This is a genomic window from Streptomyces sp. NPDC052036 (assembly GCF_040680495.1).
Lineage (GTDB): Bacteria > Actinomycetota > Actinomycetes > Streptomycetales > Streptomycetaceae > Streptomyces.
On record NZ_JBFAWW010000029.1, the window covers coordinates 1 to 15,729 of the forward strand.

Annotated in this window: 12 protein-coding genes; 6 read left to right on the forward strand and 6 right to left on the reverse strand. The window is 71.3% G+C overall.

Features of this window, described 5'->3' with window-relative positions:
* Window positions 1-108 precede the first annotated feature (108 nt).
* The 3 genes from AB0L95_RS30330 to AB0L95_RS30340 all read right to left on the reverse strand — a co-directional run bounded on the left by AB0L95_RS30330 (window position 109) and on the right by AB0L95_RS30340 (window position 5,110).
* Complete coding sequence (locus tag AB0L95_RS30330) at window positions 109-1,977, reverse strand: cellulase family glycosylhydrolase (protein WP_365166944.1); 1,869 nt, start codon at window positions 1,975-1,977, stop codon at window positions 109-111.
* 47 nt (window positions 1,978-2,024) lie between these two features.
* A complete protein-coding gene (locus AB0L95_RS30335) occupies window positions 2,025-2,546 on the reverse strand; it encodes a metallophosphoesterase (RefSeq protein ID WP_365166946.1) in 522 nt (173 codons plus the stop codon).
* 107 nt (window positions 2,547-2,653) lie between these two features.
* Window positions 2,654-5,110 (reverse strand): SpoIIE family protein phosphatase, encoded by a 2,457-nt coding sequence (locus tag AB0L95_RS30340; protein ID WP_365166948.1) that lies wholly within the window; start codon window positions 5,108-5,110, stop codon window positions 2,654-2,656.
* 190 nt (window positions 5,111-5,300) lie between these two features.
* Between AB0L95_RS30340 and AB0L95_RS30345 the strand changes: the two genes are divergently transcribed.
* Complete coding sequence (locus AB0L95_RS30345) at window positions 5,301-5,765, forward strand: hypothetical protein (protein WP_365166950.1); 465 nt, start codon at window positions 5,301-5,303, stop codon at window positions 5,763-5,765.
* 130 nt (window positions 5,766-5,895) lie between these two features.
* Here the strand turns inward: AB0L95_RS30345 and AB0L95_RS30350 are convergent, their stop codons facing one another.
* Complete coding sequence (locus tag AB0L95_RS30350) at window positions 5,896-7,335, reverse strand: S1 family peptidase (RefSeq protein WP_365166952.1); 1,440 nt, start codon at window positions 7,333-7,335, stop codon at window positions 5,896-5,898.
* A 195-nt stretch (window positions 7,336-7,530) separates the two neighbouring features.
* Between AB0L95_RS30350 and AB0L95_RS30355 the strand changes: the two genes are divergently transcribed.
* The 5 genes from AB0L95_RS30355 (at window position 7,531) to AB0L95_RS30375 (ending at window position 14,717) form a co-directional block, all read left to right on the forward strand.
* Window positions 7,531-7,938, forward strand: a complete 408-nt coding sequence (locus tag AB0L95_RS30355; protein WP_365166954.1) for a PaaI family thioesterase — start codon at window positions 7,531-7,533, stop codon at window positions 7,936-7,938.
* Between the two features lie 614 nt (window positions 7,939-8,552).
* Window positions 8,553-8,768 (forward strand): type A2 lantipeptide, encoded by a 216-nt coding sequence (locus AB0L95_RS30360; RefSeq protein WP_365166956.1) that lies wholly within the window; start codon window positions 8,553-8,555, stop codon window positions 8,766-8,768.
* Window positions 8,769-8,861: 93 nt separating this feature from the next.
* A complete protein-coding gene (locus AB0L95_RS30365) occupies window positions 8,862-9,668 on the forward strand; it encodes an HlyD family efflux transporter periplasmic adaptor subunit (RefSeq protein WP_365166958.1) in 807 nt (268 codons plus the stop codon).
* 17 nt (window positions 9,669-9,685) lie between these two features.
* On the forward strand, window positions 9,686-11,899 hold the full coding sequence (locus AB0L95_RS30370; protein ID WP_365167128.1) for an NHLP family bacteriocin export ABC transporter peptidase/permease/ATPase subunit: 2,214 nt from the start codon (window positions 9,686-9,688) through the stop codon (window positions 11,897-11,899).
* A 1-nt stretch (window position 11,900) separates the two neighbouring features.
* Window positions 11,901-14,717, forward strand: coding sequence for an NHLP bacteriocin export ABC transporter permease/ATPase subunit (locus AB0L95_RS30375; RefSeq protein WP_365166960.1), 2,817 nt, complete (start codon window positions 11,901-11,903; stop codon window positions 14,715-14,717).
* Window positions 14,718-14,720: 3 nt separating this feature from the next.
* Here AB0L95_RS30375 and AB0L95_RS30380 read toward each other — a convergent pair whose 3' ends face one another.
* Together AB0L95_RS30380 and AB0L95_RS30385 are read right to left on the reverse strand one after the other, a co-directional pair.
* On the reverse strand, window positions 14,721-15,251 hold the full coding sequence (locus AB0L95_RS30380; protein ID WP_365166962.1) for an SRPBCC family protein: 531 nt from the start codon (window positions 15,249-15,251) through the stop codon (window positions 14,721-14,723).
* 5 nt (window positions 15,252-15,256) lie between these two features.
* Window positions 15,257-15,598, reverse strand: a complete 342-nt coding sequence (locus AB0L95_RS30385) for a metalloregulator ArsR/SmtB family transcription factor (protein WP_311694672.1) — start codon at window positions 15,596-15,598, stop codon at window positions 15,257-15,259.
* Window positions 15,599-15,729: the final 131 nt, after the last annotated feature.

Genomic DNA, 15,729 nt, shown 5'->3' on the forward strand with positions numbered 1-15,729 from the left:
CCTCAGCGGACAGAGTGACTTCAACAGCACGAGGACCCGGCGACATGAAAACAGGCCACCAACTTACCCCCGAAATTTCTGGCGCATCACACTAGCCGATCTCCTCCGCTAGCTGAACTCCTTCGCCGCCCACGCCGACAGCTCCGTCCGCGCCGCGCTCAGCAGCGACGCGGACGGGGCCGTCGCTCCGTTCGCGACCAGCGCGTAGTGCACGGCCGCGGTGCCGGAGGCGGTCAGCAGCAGCCGTTGGCCGCCCGCGCCACCGGGTTCGTCCGCCACGGCGATCGGGGTGGACCCGGTGTACGCGGGCAGTCCCGCCGTGGTGCCGAGGTCGGAGACCACGGTGGTGGACGCGGCCGGGAAGGAGGCGGGCAGATGCAGCTCCGTGGGCGCGGCGGAGCCGTCCGAGCGCCAGACCAGCAGGCCGTACTGGCCCGAGCCCACCAACTGCGCCACGTCGGGCAGCGAGGCCGGGACCGGATTCCAGGTCAGGGTGGTGGAGCCGTCCCGGGAGCGGTCCTCGTACGTGAAGGCGAGCGCCGTCCCGGCGGTGGCGCTCGGGTAGAGCCGGTCCAGCAGCCGGGCGTCCTGGCGCACCACCGGGGAGCCGGAGTCGTCGAGGGCGACCGCCGAGAGATCCTCCCCGTTCCAGGCGTCGCCCGAGGTGAGGACCTTGTCCGGGTTGCCGTTCATCGCCTCGTGGTGGCGGCCGCTGTAGAGATCCCACTGCCACTGGGTGCCGGACAGTACCGGTCCGGAGGCCGCCGGGTCGTTCCACCAACTCGCGCCCGGCAGCCGGGAGTCGAGGGCCTGGTACATCGCCTTCACCACGGTGGGCGCCTTGTCGGAGACCGAGCCGGACAGGGGATGGCCGAACTCGCTGACGACCGCGGCCGTGCCCAGGGCGGCGGCCCGGTCGCGCACGGTGGCGAAGTCGGCCGCGTACTGCCCGTCCCCGGCCTTTCCCCACATCAGGATGCCGGAGATGGCCTTCTGATCGTAGAAGTGGGCGTTGAAGACATAGCGGGGTCCGAGCGTGCCCGCGTCGAGGAGTCCCCCTTCCTGCTTCTGGGTGGAGATGTTGGCGTTCCAGAAGAGGTTCGGCTCGACGAAGGTCGGTTTGTCCTGCCAGCCGGCCGCGTCCATGCGCGCCCGGAACCGCTCGTAGAACGGCAGGAGCACGTTCTGCTCCCAGGTGCGGCTCGTCTCGCCGGAGTCGTAGGTGCCCGCGTGCGGCTCGTTGTACGGGTCGAAGCCCACGACGCCCGCGAACTCGTCGTCGGTCAGGTGCTGGGCGAGGTACGCCATGGTCTGCTGGGCGGTGGCGAGGAAGGCGTCCTGCACGCCGTACGCGTTGTGCCAGAAGTCGTACGACGCCTTCGTCACCGCCTGGTTCTGGGTGATGTTCTGGCCCCAGAAGAGACAGATCCCGCAGGACTCCGCGGGGTAGCTCCCGGCAGCCACCGCCCATTGCGGGGCGCCGTCACCGGTGTACCAGCTGCCCTCGTCGAACAGGTACCGCGAGTAGAGGTCCTGGTGGAAGTCGGGCAGAACGCGAATGCCGGCGTCGAGGAACGGCCGCATCTGCTCCGTGACCGCGGCGAGATAGGCCGTGTCGGTCCGGCCTCGTACGGGCTCGGCGTGGGCCCACGAGAGCAGGAAGCGGACCGTGTTGCCACCGCCGAGTGTGCGCAGAGCGGCCGCGGACTTCTGCGCGTCGGCGACCGAGGCGAAGGGCAGTCCGCTGTTCTCCGCCAGTTTGGTCTCGCCCGAGACGTTGTAGCCTCGCAGCACGACCTCGCGGCCGAGGCCGTCGGTCAGGTGACCGTCCCGGACGGTGAGGGCGGACCGGGCTCGGGCGTCGAACCAGAGGGAGCCCGGGAGAGAGGCGGCGGCCACGGGATGCCCGCCCGTCGCCGCGAGCAGGCCGGTGAGCGACACGAGAACGCCGAGCAGATGCGCACGCAGTTTCGCCATGACCATTACAATCCGGCGAGAGGTGCGATGCGTCAACTCCCTTTCGGCTACGGCCTGTTGGGGTGCCCGGTCCGCGGGGGCAGGCTGTGCAGCCGTACGTCCATGAGCGCGCCCTCGGCCACCGTCGCGGTCATGTATGTGCAGTGGGGTAGGCGGCGCCGGTCGGTCGGGGAGCCGGGGTTGAGCAGTCGCAGGCCGGTGTTCGTGGTGGTGTCCCACGGGATGTGGCTGTGCCCGAAGACCAGCACGTCGAGATCGGGGAAGCGCGCGGCGCAGCGGGTTTCGCGCCCCTGGGCGGCGCCGGTCTCGTGGACCACTCCGAGGCGCAGACCGCCGAGGTCGGCGCGGGCCACCTCGGGCAGCCGGGCACGCAGGGCGGGACCGTCGTTGTTGCCGTGGACGCCGATCAGCCGCGCGGACCGGCTCTCCAGCAGATCGAGCGTGGCGACGTCCACCCAGTCGCCGGCGTGGATCACGACGTCGGCGCGCGGGAGTTCGGCGAGCAGCTGCGGGGGCAGTTCCCTGGCGCGCCGGGGGACGTGGGTGTCGGACATGAGCAGCAGACGCACGACGTCAGGGTGTCATGACGCAGCGACCGGGGCGCGCCGCCCGCACGGGGACGCGTCCACGGCCCTGCGCAGGCCGGCGTCCGTGGTCGTGTCCACGTGTGGTGTCGTCAGGTGCGGGCACTCGTCGGTGTCTGTTCGAGGAGGATGTCCGCCCACACCTGCTTGCCGCCGCTGACCGGGAGCGTCCCCCATGCCGCGGCGACGGCCCCGACGAGCAGGATGCCCCGGCCGCCGGTGGCCTCCCAGCCGATGCTCGTCGGCTTGACGGGCGTACGCGGTGAGGCGTCCGCGACCGCGACGCGCAGCCGGTGGTTGAGCAGGGTGAGGTCGAGGCGCACCCGGCCGTCGGTGTGCACAAGGGCGTTGGTGACGAGTTCGGAGACGACGAGGAGCACCGTGTCGAGGTCCTCCGTCGCCACGCCCCAGGTACGCAGGGAGCGCCGGGTGAAGCGGCGGGCGTGCCGGACCGCCTCGGGCACACGCCACACCGTCCAGGTCTCGCGCAGCGGGCGCACCGCCATGCCGTCGTAGCGGACGAGGAGAAGCGCGACGTCGTCGCTGCGGTTGGCGTCGGCGAGCAGCGCGTCCGCGACGAGCCCGAGGTGCCCGGGATCGGCGGCGGTCAGCTCCCGGGCCAGCCGCACAAGGCCGTCGTCGAGGCTGGTCTCGGCGGTCTCCACCAGGCCGTCCGTGGTGAGGGCGATGACCGCGCCGGGCCCCAGCCGCAGCTGGGTCATCGGATACTCGGCCTGGTCGACGACGCCGAGCGGCGGTCCGCCCTCCGCCTCGACGATCTCCGCTCTGCCGTCCGGATGGCGCACCACCGGCGGGATGTGCCCGGCACGGACGCACCAGGCGGTGCCCTCCTCCAGGTCGACGTCGACATAGCAGCAGGTGGCGAAGAGGTCGGACTCCATCTCCACAAGGAGCCGATTGGCGTGCGAGACGACGACGTCAGGGGGATGGCCCTCGGCGGCGTAGGCGCGCAGGGCCGTGCGCATCTGGCCCATGAGGGCGGCGGCTGAGGCGTTGTGACCCTGTACGTCGCCGATGACGAGGGCGGCGTGGTTCTCGGGCAGCGGGATCACGTCGTACCAGTCGCCGCCGAGTTCCAGGCCCGCCGTGGTCGGCAGATAGCGGGCCACGGCGTCGGCGCCGGGCAGCCGGGGCAGACGGCGCGGCAGAAGGGCGCGCTGGAGCATGCCGATCAGTTCGTGTTCGGCGTCGAAGGCGTGGGCGCGCACGAGCGCCTGACCGGCGAGGCCCGCGGCGGCGGTGAGCAGGGCGCGCTCGTCGGGGGTGAAGTCGTGCGGGCTGTCCCAGCCGATGAGGCAGGCGCCCGCCGTTCGTCCGCCCGCCGGCAGCGGCAGCACGACCAGGCCGCCGGGCCCCACCTCGGCGAGTGCGGGTTCCAGATCCGTACCGGCGGGCCAGATCCCCGCGCGGCCCTCCCGCAGTGCGGCGGCGAGGGTCGGCATGGCGCGTACCGGAGCGTCGGGCCACTCGGTGCGCCATTCGGTGCGCCACAACTCGGGCCAGGCCTCCGGTTCGGGCGGGTCGAGGACGGTGACGACGAGCCGGTCGGACTCCAGCTCGGCCAGGGCCATACGGTCCGCCCCCAGCGGGGTGCGCAGGGCGGCGACCACGGCCCCGCTGACATCGCGGACGGTGCCCGCCATGGCGAGGGCCGCGGCGAGCCGTTGGATACGGGTGACGTCACTGACGGCGGGGCGCAGTTTCGAGGCGTCGGCGACCGTACCGACGAGCCGGGCAGGCCGTCCCTCCTCCACGGGCAGCAGCCGCCCGCGCAGCCGCAGCCACCTCGGCGCGCCGGAGGGCTGGAGGATACGGAACTCCAGTTCCCGGTCGCCGACGGAGAAGCGGTCGGGTTCGACGACGGACATCAGGGCCGGCACGTCCTCCGGCACGGTCCGGGCGAGCAGGGTCTCGACCCTGCCGTCGAACGTGTCCGGATCGATGCCGTAGAGATCCAGCACCTCGCCGTCGACCTCGACCCGGCCGGTGTCCACGGTGAGAACGAACGATCCGCCGACCGGTCGGCCGGGCCCGGCCGTGCCCGGCGCGGGGCCGACGACGGCGTCGGCGACGAGCTGGAGGCACTCGCGGTCCTCGGTGTCGAAGCCGTCCGGATGGTCGGTGACGGCGGCCAGGCAGCCTCCGTCGCGCAGCGGCAGGATCCCCAGCCAGAAGTCCGGGTCCGGCAGCGAGCCCCCGTCGGAACAGCGGCCGAGGTCCTCGGGCGCAAGCCACAGGGGCTGCCCGGTGCGGTGGACGTCCGCCAGGGGGGACCCCGCGGGAAGCGGATGGACGTCGCGCAGCCCGTACAGGGTCCTTGGCACACCGACCGCCTCGGTAAGCCGCACCCCCTCACCGTCCTCGTGCGGGACGTAGACGGCGACGAGGGTCGCCGTGGTGAAGGCCAGGGCCTGTTCGAGGACGCGGCGCAGCCGCTCGCGCGGTTCGAGGTCCGAGGTGAGCGTCTTGAGGGCAAGTTCCGCACGCTGCGTTCTCGTTCTGCGTCCCGCAGCGCCCTCACTGCCCACTCTGCAATTACAGCGCTTCCGCCGCTGCGGCGCAGCCCCTCTGCGCGTGTCGGCGCAGCTCTTTGTGCGTGTCGTTACCTCGGGGCGCCGCCGGACGGTCGTGGTGGAGCCCGGCCGGGGTGCCGGACGGCGGTGCGTCCCGGTTCCTGGGGTGACGGGGACACCCGGGAAGCGCGGGAGCGGCCCTACGGTGGTCCCAGCCCGGCGAGCCGGCCTCCCGCAGGCGGGGCGCCCGGCCGGAGCAGCCGCCGGAGCGGGTGCCGGTGAGCATCCATCGGCTCATCGACGACTGGACGCGCCATCCGGCCTGCGCAGTGAGCGCTTCCGTCTGCTGTGGAGCCGCCACGAGGTACGGCCGCGGCGCAGCCGGCTCACCCACCCCCAGGTCGGCGATCTGGAGCTGCACTCGAACAAGTTCGAGATCGGCGGTACGGACGAGATGACCCTCGTGGTCTTCCGTCCCGAACCGGGCAGCCGCAGCGCCGAGTCGCTGGCACTGCCGGGGAGTCTCCACGCGGGCTCGGGCGACGCCGACGGCCCGCTGCGCACGGGGCCCGCGGAGGGGGACGCGGGCGCTGCCGGGGAGCGCCGTACGGATCGGATCGCGCCGCGGCAAGGGCGGCGTTCCGGCCACCGCGCCGCCGACGAGGGGTGACCGGTCCGGGCTCCCCCAAGGTGGGGTGACTTCGCGGTCGCGAACGCCTCGGAGAGCGCGTTCCCTGCCGACGTCGAACGGTCCGGCCCTCCCGCCGGAGGGCCGGACCGTGACGCATCGACCTACCGGCTCAGTGGCTCGTCAGCGAGGAACCGTCGCCCGCGCCACTACCCTGCGCCTGCCCGGACGGCTCGCTGCCGGACTGCTCACCACCGGACTGGTCGGCCGCACCGCCCGCCTGCTGACCGGCACCACTCTGGTCACCGGCACCGGCGCTCTGCTGACCGGCACCGCTCTGGTCACCAGCACCGGCACCGCTCTGGTCACCGGGGCTCGCGCTCTGGTCACCGGCACCGGCACCACTCTGGTCACCAGGGCTCGCGCTCTGGTCACCCGAGCCCGCCGCGCCGCCTGCGCCCGCTGCGCCACCCGCGCCGAGCGTCGCGCCGGTCGCCTTGAGCGCCGCGGTCACCGGCTGGAAGAAGGTCTCGCCACCGGCGGTGCAGTCACCGCTGCCGCCCGAGGTCAGACCGACCGCGCTGCCGTCCTGGGTGAACAGGGAGCCACCGCTGTCTCCGGCCTCGGCGCAGACGTCGGTCTGGATAAGCCCGGTGACGGTGTCCACACCGCCCGGGACGGTCTCGCTCTGGAAGTTGACGGTGGCGTCGAGACCGGTGACGGATCCGTCGTGCAGACCGGTCGTGCTGCCCATCCGGAAGACCTGCTGGCCCACCACCGCGTCCGCGGCCTGGGTGATCTGGACCGTCTGCCCGTTGCCGGCGTTGACCTCGCTCGGCGCCTGGGTCTGGGGGTCGTCGTACTTGACCAGCGAGAAGTCGCCGTTGCCGGGGAAGGTGGCCTGGTCGACGGTGGCGATCGGCTGCCCGTTCTGGGAGTCGGACCACTCCTTGGCCGCGACGCCGCAGTGGCCGGCCGTCAGGAAGGCCGGGCTGCCGTCGCTCGCGGTGACGTTGAATCCGAGGGAGCAGCGGACGCCACCGCCGTTGGCCTGGGCGAAGATGGCGTCACCGCCCGACACCAGCGTCTTGAAACTGCCGCCGGACTTCTTGAGGGTCGCCATGCCCGAGCCGAGGCTCTTGACCGTCGACTCCACCTTGTCCCACTTGGCGCCGGTGACAGTGCTGTCGGCGCTGACCTGGATCTTGTTGGTCTTGGGGTCCACGGACCAGGCGGTGCCGGGGACCGTGGCCTGCGCCTTGAGCGTCTTGGCGGCGGCCTGGAGCGCGGCGGTGCTGTTCTGCACCTTGTTGGGGATCGCGCCGGCCTTTGTGATGGTGTTGATGACATTGCTGTCGTTGCCGACCACATTGACGACGATCTGCTGCTTGTCGGCGTTGTAGTACGAGCCGGCGAAGGCATCACCCAGCTGGGCGGCGATCCCCGAGGCGAGGCTCGAGACGTCGTTCGCCTTGAACGTCTTCGGAGTGGCGTCCGACGAACCCGTCTGGGACGCGTTGGCGTTGGGCAGCAGAAGGGCCGCCGCTCCGAGCGCCGCCACGCTTCCCACCGCGATCGCGGCCTTGCGCTTGGGTATGCGTTTGTGACTCAACTCTTTACCTCCTGGGGACGGGGGGTACATCGCCGCCGTCCGGCAGCTGACTGGGGCGCCTGGATGCCTGTTGATACGCACGTGTCACGAGAGGTGTTCAACAGGTCTGACATCTGGCCGAGTTGGCGTATGCGAAAGCGTTAAATAGGTGGCAAACGCGTCTGCGGAGTCCCGGAGGGGGGTAAGAAATCACGCATGACGCCAGCCGAAGCCGACAAGATCCTCGCCGGCAGCTTCGCCCCCTGGGTGCAGGACCTGGGTCTGAGCGTGGTCGAACTGGACGAGCGGCGGGCCGTGCTGCGGCTGCCCTGGTCCACCCGCCTGGCCCGGGAGGGCGGCGCGCTGTCGGGGCAGGCACTGATGGCTGCGGCCGACACGGCCACGGTGATCGCGGTGTCGGCGGCGCGCGGCGGCTTCGTCCCCATGACGACCGTCCAGCAGTCCACCAGCTTCCAGCGCGCGGTCGTGGACACGGATGTACTGGTGGAGGCGGTCCTCACCAAACTGGGCAGGCGTATGGCGTTCGCCGACATCACGATGACGTCGGGCGACGCGGCCACGATCGCGGCACGGGCGAGCACGGTGTACGCGCTGCTGGGTTGACCCCCGGCGAACGGTCCGCGGCGGTTTCTCCAGGCGCCCGGTCGCGCCGGATTCCGTACGCGAGCGACGGCACCGGAGCACATACCCGACCGCCTCAGGCACCGTACGCACGACCGCCGCAAGCACCGTACGCACGACCGTCACAGGCACCGTTGAGACACGCTTCGCGACCGCTCGGTGACGTACAGTCCCGTACCGGGAGCGGAATCCCGGCTTCAGGGAATCTGCACACCGATTGCGCATCCGGGTCACCGTGCACGACGGATCTGCACACTCGCGCGCCGGGGTCCGCGCCATTGGACCAGGAGTGTCCTATTCGGATTCCGGACCGCAAGCGGCCGGGGGCACCGAAGGGGCGCCCCATGTGAAGAAGTGGCCGACACGGCGTGCGCACACCTGCACGGATCGCCCTCTCGGAACATCAATTGCCCTGGTGAGAGCGTTGGTTGATTGGAAGAGCCGGGCTCCGGCGTGCTTTGATCCGTTGCACCGCGGGGGCCGCCCCCATGGGGCCCGGCGACGGGTTCCCGGCGTCCGCGGGCGCGGCCGACCATCTGTCCCCAGAGGGGGCCGCTCTCCCCCTTGTGAATATCCATATGAAGGGAAGTTCCATCATGAACTCCACCCCCCAGGTTGCGACCGCCGAGATCTCGGACGCCGAGCTGGACGCCGTTTCCGGCGGCCTGCAGCTGAACGCCGTTGGCACCGTCACCGGCCTGGTGGACGGCGTCGCCCCGGTTTCCGGCCTGGTCGGCACGGCTGTCGGCACCGTCGAGGGTGTCACCGGCCTGAACACCTCCCCGGTCACCCAGCTGGTCGCCGGTCTCTGATCGCACCTTTGTACCGTTGAGTCCCGGAACCGTATCCCGGTTCCGGGACTCTCGGATGCCGTAAATCTCTCCGAACAGGTGAGGGAAAGTTCCGTGCAGTTCCGCCAACAGGCCCTCGCCAAGCTGCAGTCGCCCGAAGAGCTGGATCTCCCGGTGCGCTTCGCCCGCCCCCAGGGCTGGCTCGTGCTCACCGTGACGGTGGTTGCCATGGCCGCCGCGTCTGCGTGGGCCGTCACCGGCTCGGTGACCTCCACGGTCGGCGCACCGGCCATCCTCACGCATGGAGAGGGCAGTTACCTCCTGCAGAGCCCTGTCGCCGGACAGGTCACCGCGGTCCTCGCCCAGGAGGGCGAACAGCTTCCCGCGAACGCACCCGTGGTGAAGGTGCACACGAGCGACGGCGACTCCGTGGTCCGCACGGTCGCCGCGGGCCGCGTCACCGCGCTCGCCGCCACCATCGGCCAGATCATCCAGACCGGGGCGAACGTCGCCTCGGTGGAGAAGGTGGCCCACGCCTCCGACCCGCTGTACGCAACGATGTACGTGCCGGCCGAGAACGCCGCCGCCATCCCCGCGAACGCCTCCGTGGACCTCACGGTCCAGTCGGTGCCGACCCAGCAGTACGGGGTGCTGCGCGGTCATGTGAAGTCCGTGGACCGGGCGCCCCAGTCGGCGCAGCAGATCGCCTCGTTCCTGGGCGACGGCCAGCTCGGTGAGCAGTTCACCAGGAAGGGCCGCCCGGTGGCCGTCCTGGTGCGGCTCGACAAGTCCTCCGGCACGAAGAGCGGCTACCGATGGTCGTCCGTGGACGGCCCCCCGTTCGCTCTCACCTCCATGACCCTGGCCTCCGGTTCGATCCGCATGGCCGATCAGCGTCCCGTCGATTGGCTCCTGCCGTGACCGCTCCCTCGGACACCCTGCCCCCGGTACGGGGCAGACGCCGCGCCACGCCGCCGAAGCGCACGGTGCCCAAGGGCCGGACGAAGACCGTCCGCACGCCCACCGTGCTGCAGATGGAGGCCGTGGAGTGCGGTGCCGCCTCCCTGGCCATGGTGCTCGGGCACTACGGCCGGCACGTCCCTCTCGAGGAGCTGCGCATCGCCTGCGGTGTCTCCCGCGACGGCTCACGCGCCAGCAACCTCCTGAAGGCGGCCCGCAGCTACGGTCTGACGGCCAAGGGCATGCAGATGGACACGTCCGCGCTCGCCGAGGTGCGGGCGCCGGCCGTCCTGTTCTGGGAGTTCAACCACTACGTCGTCTACGACGGCATGGGGCGCCGCTTCGGCCGCCGCGGCGTGTACGTCAACGACCCCGGCAAGGGCCGTCGTTTCGTGCCCATGGAGGACTTCGACACCAGCTTCACCGGTGTCGTCCTGGTGATGGAGCCGGGCGAGGACTTCACCCGGGGCGGGCGCAAGCCAGGCGTCCTGGGCGCCATGCCCGCCCGGCTGCGCGGCACCTCGGGCACGATGCCCGCCGCGATCCTCGCGAGCCTCCTGCTGGTGGCGGTGGGCGCCGCGCTGCCCGCGCTCAGCCGTACCTATATCGACATGTTCCTGATCGGCGGGCAGACCTCGCTGCTCGGGGTGCTGTTCGCCTCGATGGCCGCGTGTGTGCTGCTGACGATCGTGCTGACCTGGTTGCAGCAGGCCAATCTGCTGCGCGGCCGAATCATCTCGTCCACGCTCTCCAGTGCCCGCTTCCTGCGCCATCTGCTGCGCCTGCCGGTGACGTTCTTCTCCCAGCGCAGCCCGGCCGACCTGGTACAACGTCTGCAGTCCAACGACGCGGTCGCCGAGACCCTGGCCCGCGACCTCGCGGCGGCCGGTGTGGACGCGGTCGTCGTCGTGCTCTACGCGGTGCTGTTGTACACGTACGACCCACAGCTGACGTTCGTCGGTGTCGGCGTCGCGCTGCTCAACGTGGTGGCGATGCGGGTGGCCGTACGACTGCGGGCGACACGCACCGCGAAGCTGCGGGCGGACAGTGCCCGGCTGACCAACACCGCCTACACCGGGCTGCAGTTGATCGAGACGATGAAGGCCACCGGCGGCGAGGACGGCTACTTCCGCAAGTGGGCGGGGCAGCACTCCACGACGCTGGAGGAACAGCAGCGGCTCGGGGTGCCGAGCGCCTGGCTGGGAGTGGTCGCGCCGACGCTCGCCACGCTCAATAGCGCGCTGATCCTGTGGATCGGCGGGCTGCGGGCGGTCGAGGGACACATCTCGGTCGGTCTTCTGGTCGCCTTCCAGGCACTGGTGACACGGTTCACCGCGCCGATCACCCGTCTCAACGGCGTCGCGGGCCGTATCCAGGACTTCGCCGCGGACGTGGCACGCCTGAAGGACGTGGAGAGCTTCCAGGCCGACCCGCTCTACGGCCGCTCCGGACGCGGCGAGTCGACCCGCCGGCTGCACGGCCATGTCGAACTCGAACACATCACCTTCGGTTACAGCCCGCTGGACAAGCCGCTGCTGAACGGCTTCAGCCTGACGGTCGGCCCGGGTCAGCAGGTGGCGCTGGTCGGCGGTTCCGGCAGCGGCAAGTCGACGGTGTCCCGGCTGATTTCGGGCCTGTACACGCCGTGGGAGGGCGAGATCCGTATCGACGGGCGACGCCTGGAGGACATCCCGCGCGGCGCGCTCGCCGCCTCGGTCTCCTTCGTCGACCAGGACGTCTTCCTCTTCGAGGGCACGGTCCGGGACAACGTGGCGCTGTGGGACCCCTCGATCCCGGACGACGCGGTGGTCGCGGCGCTGCGGGACGCGGCCCTGTACGACGTGGTGACGCGCCGCCCCGGCGGCATCCACAGCCGGGTCGAGCAGGACGGTCGGAACTTCTCCGGCGGGCAGCGCCAACGCCTGGAGATCGCCCGGGCGTTGGTGCGCGATCCCAGCATCCTGGTCCTCGACGAGGTGACCAGCGCCCTGGACGCGGAGACCGAGCAGACCGTGATCGACAACCTCCGCAAGCGAGGCTGCGCCTGTGTGGTGATCGCGCACCGGCTGAGCACCGTGCGTGACAGCGACGAGATCGTGGTGCTCCAGCACGGCACGATCGTGGAACGGGGGCGGCACGACGCCCTGGTGGCGGCCGGCGGGGCGTACGCCGAGCTGGTCAGGGAGCGATGAGATGACAGCGGTTCACGAGGGCGACCTCGTTCTCGGCGCTCTGGGCGCGATGGGATCCCCGGTCGACTGCTCCGGCCTCGGCCGGCTCGACCTGGAGGGCCCTCAGGTGCTGTGGCTGGTCGCGGCCGGCGCGCTGGACCTGTTCGCGGTGGACGCCGCGGCGCAGGGCCACTGGCACCACCTCGGCCGCCTGGAGGCGGGCACGCTGCTGCTCGGCCCGGTCCCGGGACCCCAGCACACCCTGGTCGCCCGCCCGGTGCGCGACTGCGCGGTGCGCCGTATCCAGCTGCGCGAGCTGTATCAGCAGGCCGACACCCAGACCTGGTCGTACGACGAGTACGGCAACCCGCAGTACGTACCGCCGACGACGAGCCCGCTGGAGTACGCGCTCGCCCTGGGCGTCGGCCGGAGCCTGTCGATCCTCTTCCAGGCACCGACGGCGAACGAACGGGCCGCCGAGATCACCGACGACGACGTGTTCTGGATGCAGGTGCCGCCGGGCAGCGTCCAGTACGGCTCGCTCTACGGGGCGGAGGCGGCGGCCGATCTGCTGATGGATCCCGCGGTCTGGCAGGGGATGGTCGACCAGCAGTACCGGCTCCTCACCACCCTCGACCGGTGGATCGAGCAGGTGGAGCGCAGCCACGAGACCCGTACCGCGGCCGGTATCAAGGCGGGCGAGGCGGTCCGCGCCCAGGCCGACCGCACCCTGCTCGCCTCGATCGGCAGGGCGTCGGCCCGGCGCACGACGGCGGCCGACGACGACGCCACCTACGCGGCCTGCCGACTGGTGGCGCGCGCCGCCGGGATCACGCTGGCCGACCCCACGGGGGGCGACACCGAGAGCGACCGCCTCGACCCGGTCGAGCGCATCGCCGTCGCCTCCCGGGTGCGGACCCGGGTGGTACGGCTGGACGGGCGCTGGTGGCGCGACGACGTCGGACCGCTGGTCGGCCACCGGGCTCTGTCGGGCGCGCCGGTCGCGCTGTTGTGGCGGCGCGGCGGCTATGTCGCCGTGCAGCCCTCGTCGGGCCGGGAGACTCCCATCGAGAAGGCGAACGCGGCGGAGTTCGAGCCGCGGGCCGTGATGTTCTACCGGCCGCTGCCCGAGCAGCGGCTCGACCCGCTGCGGCTGCTGCGGTTCAGCATGCGCGGCACCCGGGGCGATCTGCTGGGACTGCTGCTCAGCGGTCTGGTGACCGTCGCCATCGGCTCGCTGGTGCCCATCGCCACCGGCAAGGTGCTCGGCGAGTATGTGCCGAAGGCCCAGCAGGGGCTGATCGTCCAGGTCTGCCTCGCCCTGATGGTGACCGGTGTGGTGGCCGCGGCGTTCATGCTGTTGGAGAACATGAGCATCCTGCGCCTGGAGGGACGGATCGAGGCGACGCTCCAGCCGGCGGTCTGGGACCGGCTGCTGAGGCTGCCGACGAAATTCTTCGCGCAGCGCTCCACCGGTGAGCTGGCGAGCGCGGCGATGGGTATCAGCGCCATTCGCCGGCTGCTCGCCGGGGTCGGCCCGGTGGTCGCCCAGTCGGTGACGGTCGGCGTGATGAACCTGGGGCTGCTGCTGTGGTACAGCGTGCCCATGGCGCTGGCCGCGATCGCCATGCTCGTCGTCATCGCCGCTGTCTTCCTGGGGCTCGGGCTGTGGCAGGTGCGCTGGCAGCGGCGACTGGTGCGGCTCGGCAACAAGCTGAACAACCAGGCGTTCCAGACCCTGCGCGGGCTGCCCAAGCTGCGGGTCGCGGCGGCCGAGAACTACGCGTACGCCGCCTGGGCCGGCGAGTTCGCGCGCAGTCGTGAGCTGCAGCAGAAGGTGGGCCGGATCAAGAACCTCACCACGGTGCTGGGTTCGGTGTATCTGCCGCTGTGCTCGCTGCTGCTGTTCGTCCTGCTCGCGGGCCCGGCCAAGGGCACCCTGTCGGCCGCCGACTTCCTCACCTTCAACACCTCGGTCACCATGCTGCTGACCTCGGTCACCCAGCTCACCGGCGCGTTCGTCTCGATGGTGGCGGCGCTGCCACTGTTCGAGGAGATCAGGCCGGTGCTGGACGCGACACCGGAGGTGCGTACGGCGAGCACCCGCCCGGGTGTGCTGTCCGGCGCGATCGAGGCGCGCCGGCTCTCGTTCCGCTATGCCGACGACGGTCCCCTGGTCCTCGACGATGTGTCCTTCGCCGTGCGGCCGGGCGAGTTCGTGGCGATCGTGGGCCCGAGCGGCTGCGGCAAGTCGACGCTGCTGCGCCTGCTGATCGGCTTCGACAAGCCGTCCTCGGGCAGCGTGCTGTACGACGGGCAGGACCTCGCGGCGCTCGACCAGTCGGCGGTACGCCGGCAGTGCGGGGTGGTGCTCCAGCACGCGCAGCCGTTCACCGGCTCGATCCTGGACGTCATCTGCGGCACCGAGCCGTACACGCCGGAGGAGGCGATGGCCGCGGCGGAGATGGCGGGACTGGCCGAGGACATCAAGCGGATGCCGATGGGCCTGCACACCATCGTCCAGGGCAGCGGCGCGATCTCCGGCGGACAGCGGCAACGGCTGATGATCGCGCAGGCCCTGATCCGCCGCCCGCGCATCCTGTTCTTCGACGAGGCGACGAGCGCGCTGGACAACGAGACCCAGCGCAGGGTCATCGAGTCGACCCGGGCCCTGAACGCGACCCGGATCGTGATCGCCCACCGGTTGTCCACCGTGCTGGACGCGGACCGGGTCATCGTGATGGAGGACGGGAAGGTCGCCCAGCAGGGCCCGCCGGCCGAGCTCCTCGCGGACACCGGCGGGCGACTGCACGAGCTGGTACGACGTCAGATGGCGTGAGGGTCAGGCGTCGCTGCCGGGAACGGGCGCGCCCGAGGGGATCCCGGCCCGGATGTACCGCTCGTAGTAGTCCTTCCAGGGGGCGGTCTCCCCGGCATGCGGGCCTTCGAAGCGCTCTCCGCGGGCCCGGGCGTCCAGGGCCGCGAGGCAGACCTCCCAGCCGGCGCCGTTGCGGGCGGCGGTGTTCTGCTCCCCGAGGACGTTGGTGAGGGTGAAGCGGGTCCGTCCGCCCTCCAGTTCCTCCAGGTCGAAGCGCAGTTCGTCACCGCCCCAGGTGAAGGAGAGATGCCGGGGCGCGGCGACGGCCAGGACCGCGCCGGTGGGCTCCGGCATATGGGGGTCCCCGCTGAAGTGGACGGTGCCGCCGGGACGCAGTTCGAACTCGGCGCGGGAGGGGAACCACCGGACGAGTTCGTCGGGGTCGGTGACCAGCCGCCAGACATGCTCGACCGGGTGGTCGTAGACCCGGCTGAAGCGGACGGCGGGGCGGCCGTCGTCGAGGGTGAGATAGGTGCCGGTGAGGTCGGCGGCCATGGTGATCAGTCCTTCGCGGAGGGTCGGTCGGGGTCGTCCGAGGTCTCGTCGAGGCGCCGCCCCAGCGCGTCGAGGCTGCGGTTCCACAGCCTGCGGTAGGGGTCGAGCCAGGCGTCGAGTGCGGCGATCGGGGCCGGGTCGAGCGCGTACACGCGGCGCTGCGCGTCCTGTCGTACACGCACCAGGCCCGCGTCGCGCAGCACCTTCAGATGCTTCGACGTGCTCGGCTGGCTGAGACCGCACGCCTCGACGATCTCACCGACGGGCCGCGGCCGCTCCAGGAGCAGCGCGACGATGGCCCGTCGGTGGGGGTCGGCGAGGGCAGACCACAGGGAGGCATCGGACACCGCTCCAATATGCCCCATCAGTTATATTCCCGTCAAGGAATGAAGGGCTCCACCGGAGGCCCGCCCTTCCGCGCGAACCGGCCCATCGAAACGTTGCCGTTTCGCGGGAAGCGGTCTAGGCTCGAAGTGTA

Bases quoted from the DNA above. Each gene is read 5' to 3' on its own strand.
- AB0L95_RS30330 (WP_365166944.1), bottom strand. From the start codon at position 1,977: ATGGCGAAACTGCGTGCGCATCTGCTCGGCGTTCTCGTGTCGCTCACC.
- AB0L95_RS30380 (WP_365166962.1), bottom strand. From the start codon at position 15,251: ATGGCCGCCGACCTCACCGGCACCTATCTCACCCTCGACGACGGCCGC.
- AB0L95_RS30355 (WP_365166954.1), top strand. From the start codon at position 7,531: ATGACGCCAGCCGAAGCCGACAAGATCCTCGCCGGCAGCTTCGCCCCC.
- AB0L95_RS30375 (WP_365166960.1), top strand. From the start codon at position 11,901: ATGACAGCGGTTCACGAGGGCGACCTCGTTCTCGGCGCTCTGGGCGCG.
- AB0L95_RS30360 (WP_365166956.1), top strand. From the start codon at position 8,553: ATGAACTCCACCCCCCAGGTTGCGACCGCCGAGATCTCGGACGCCGAG.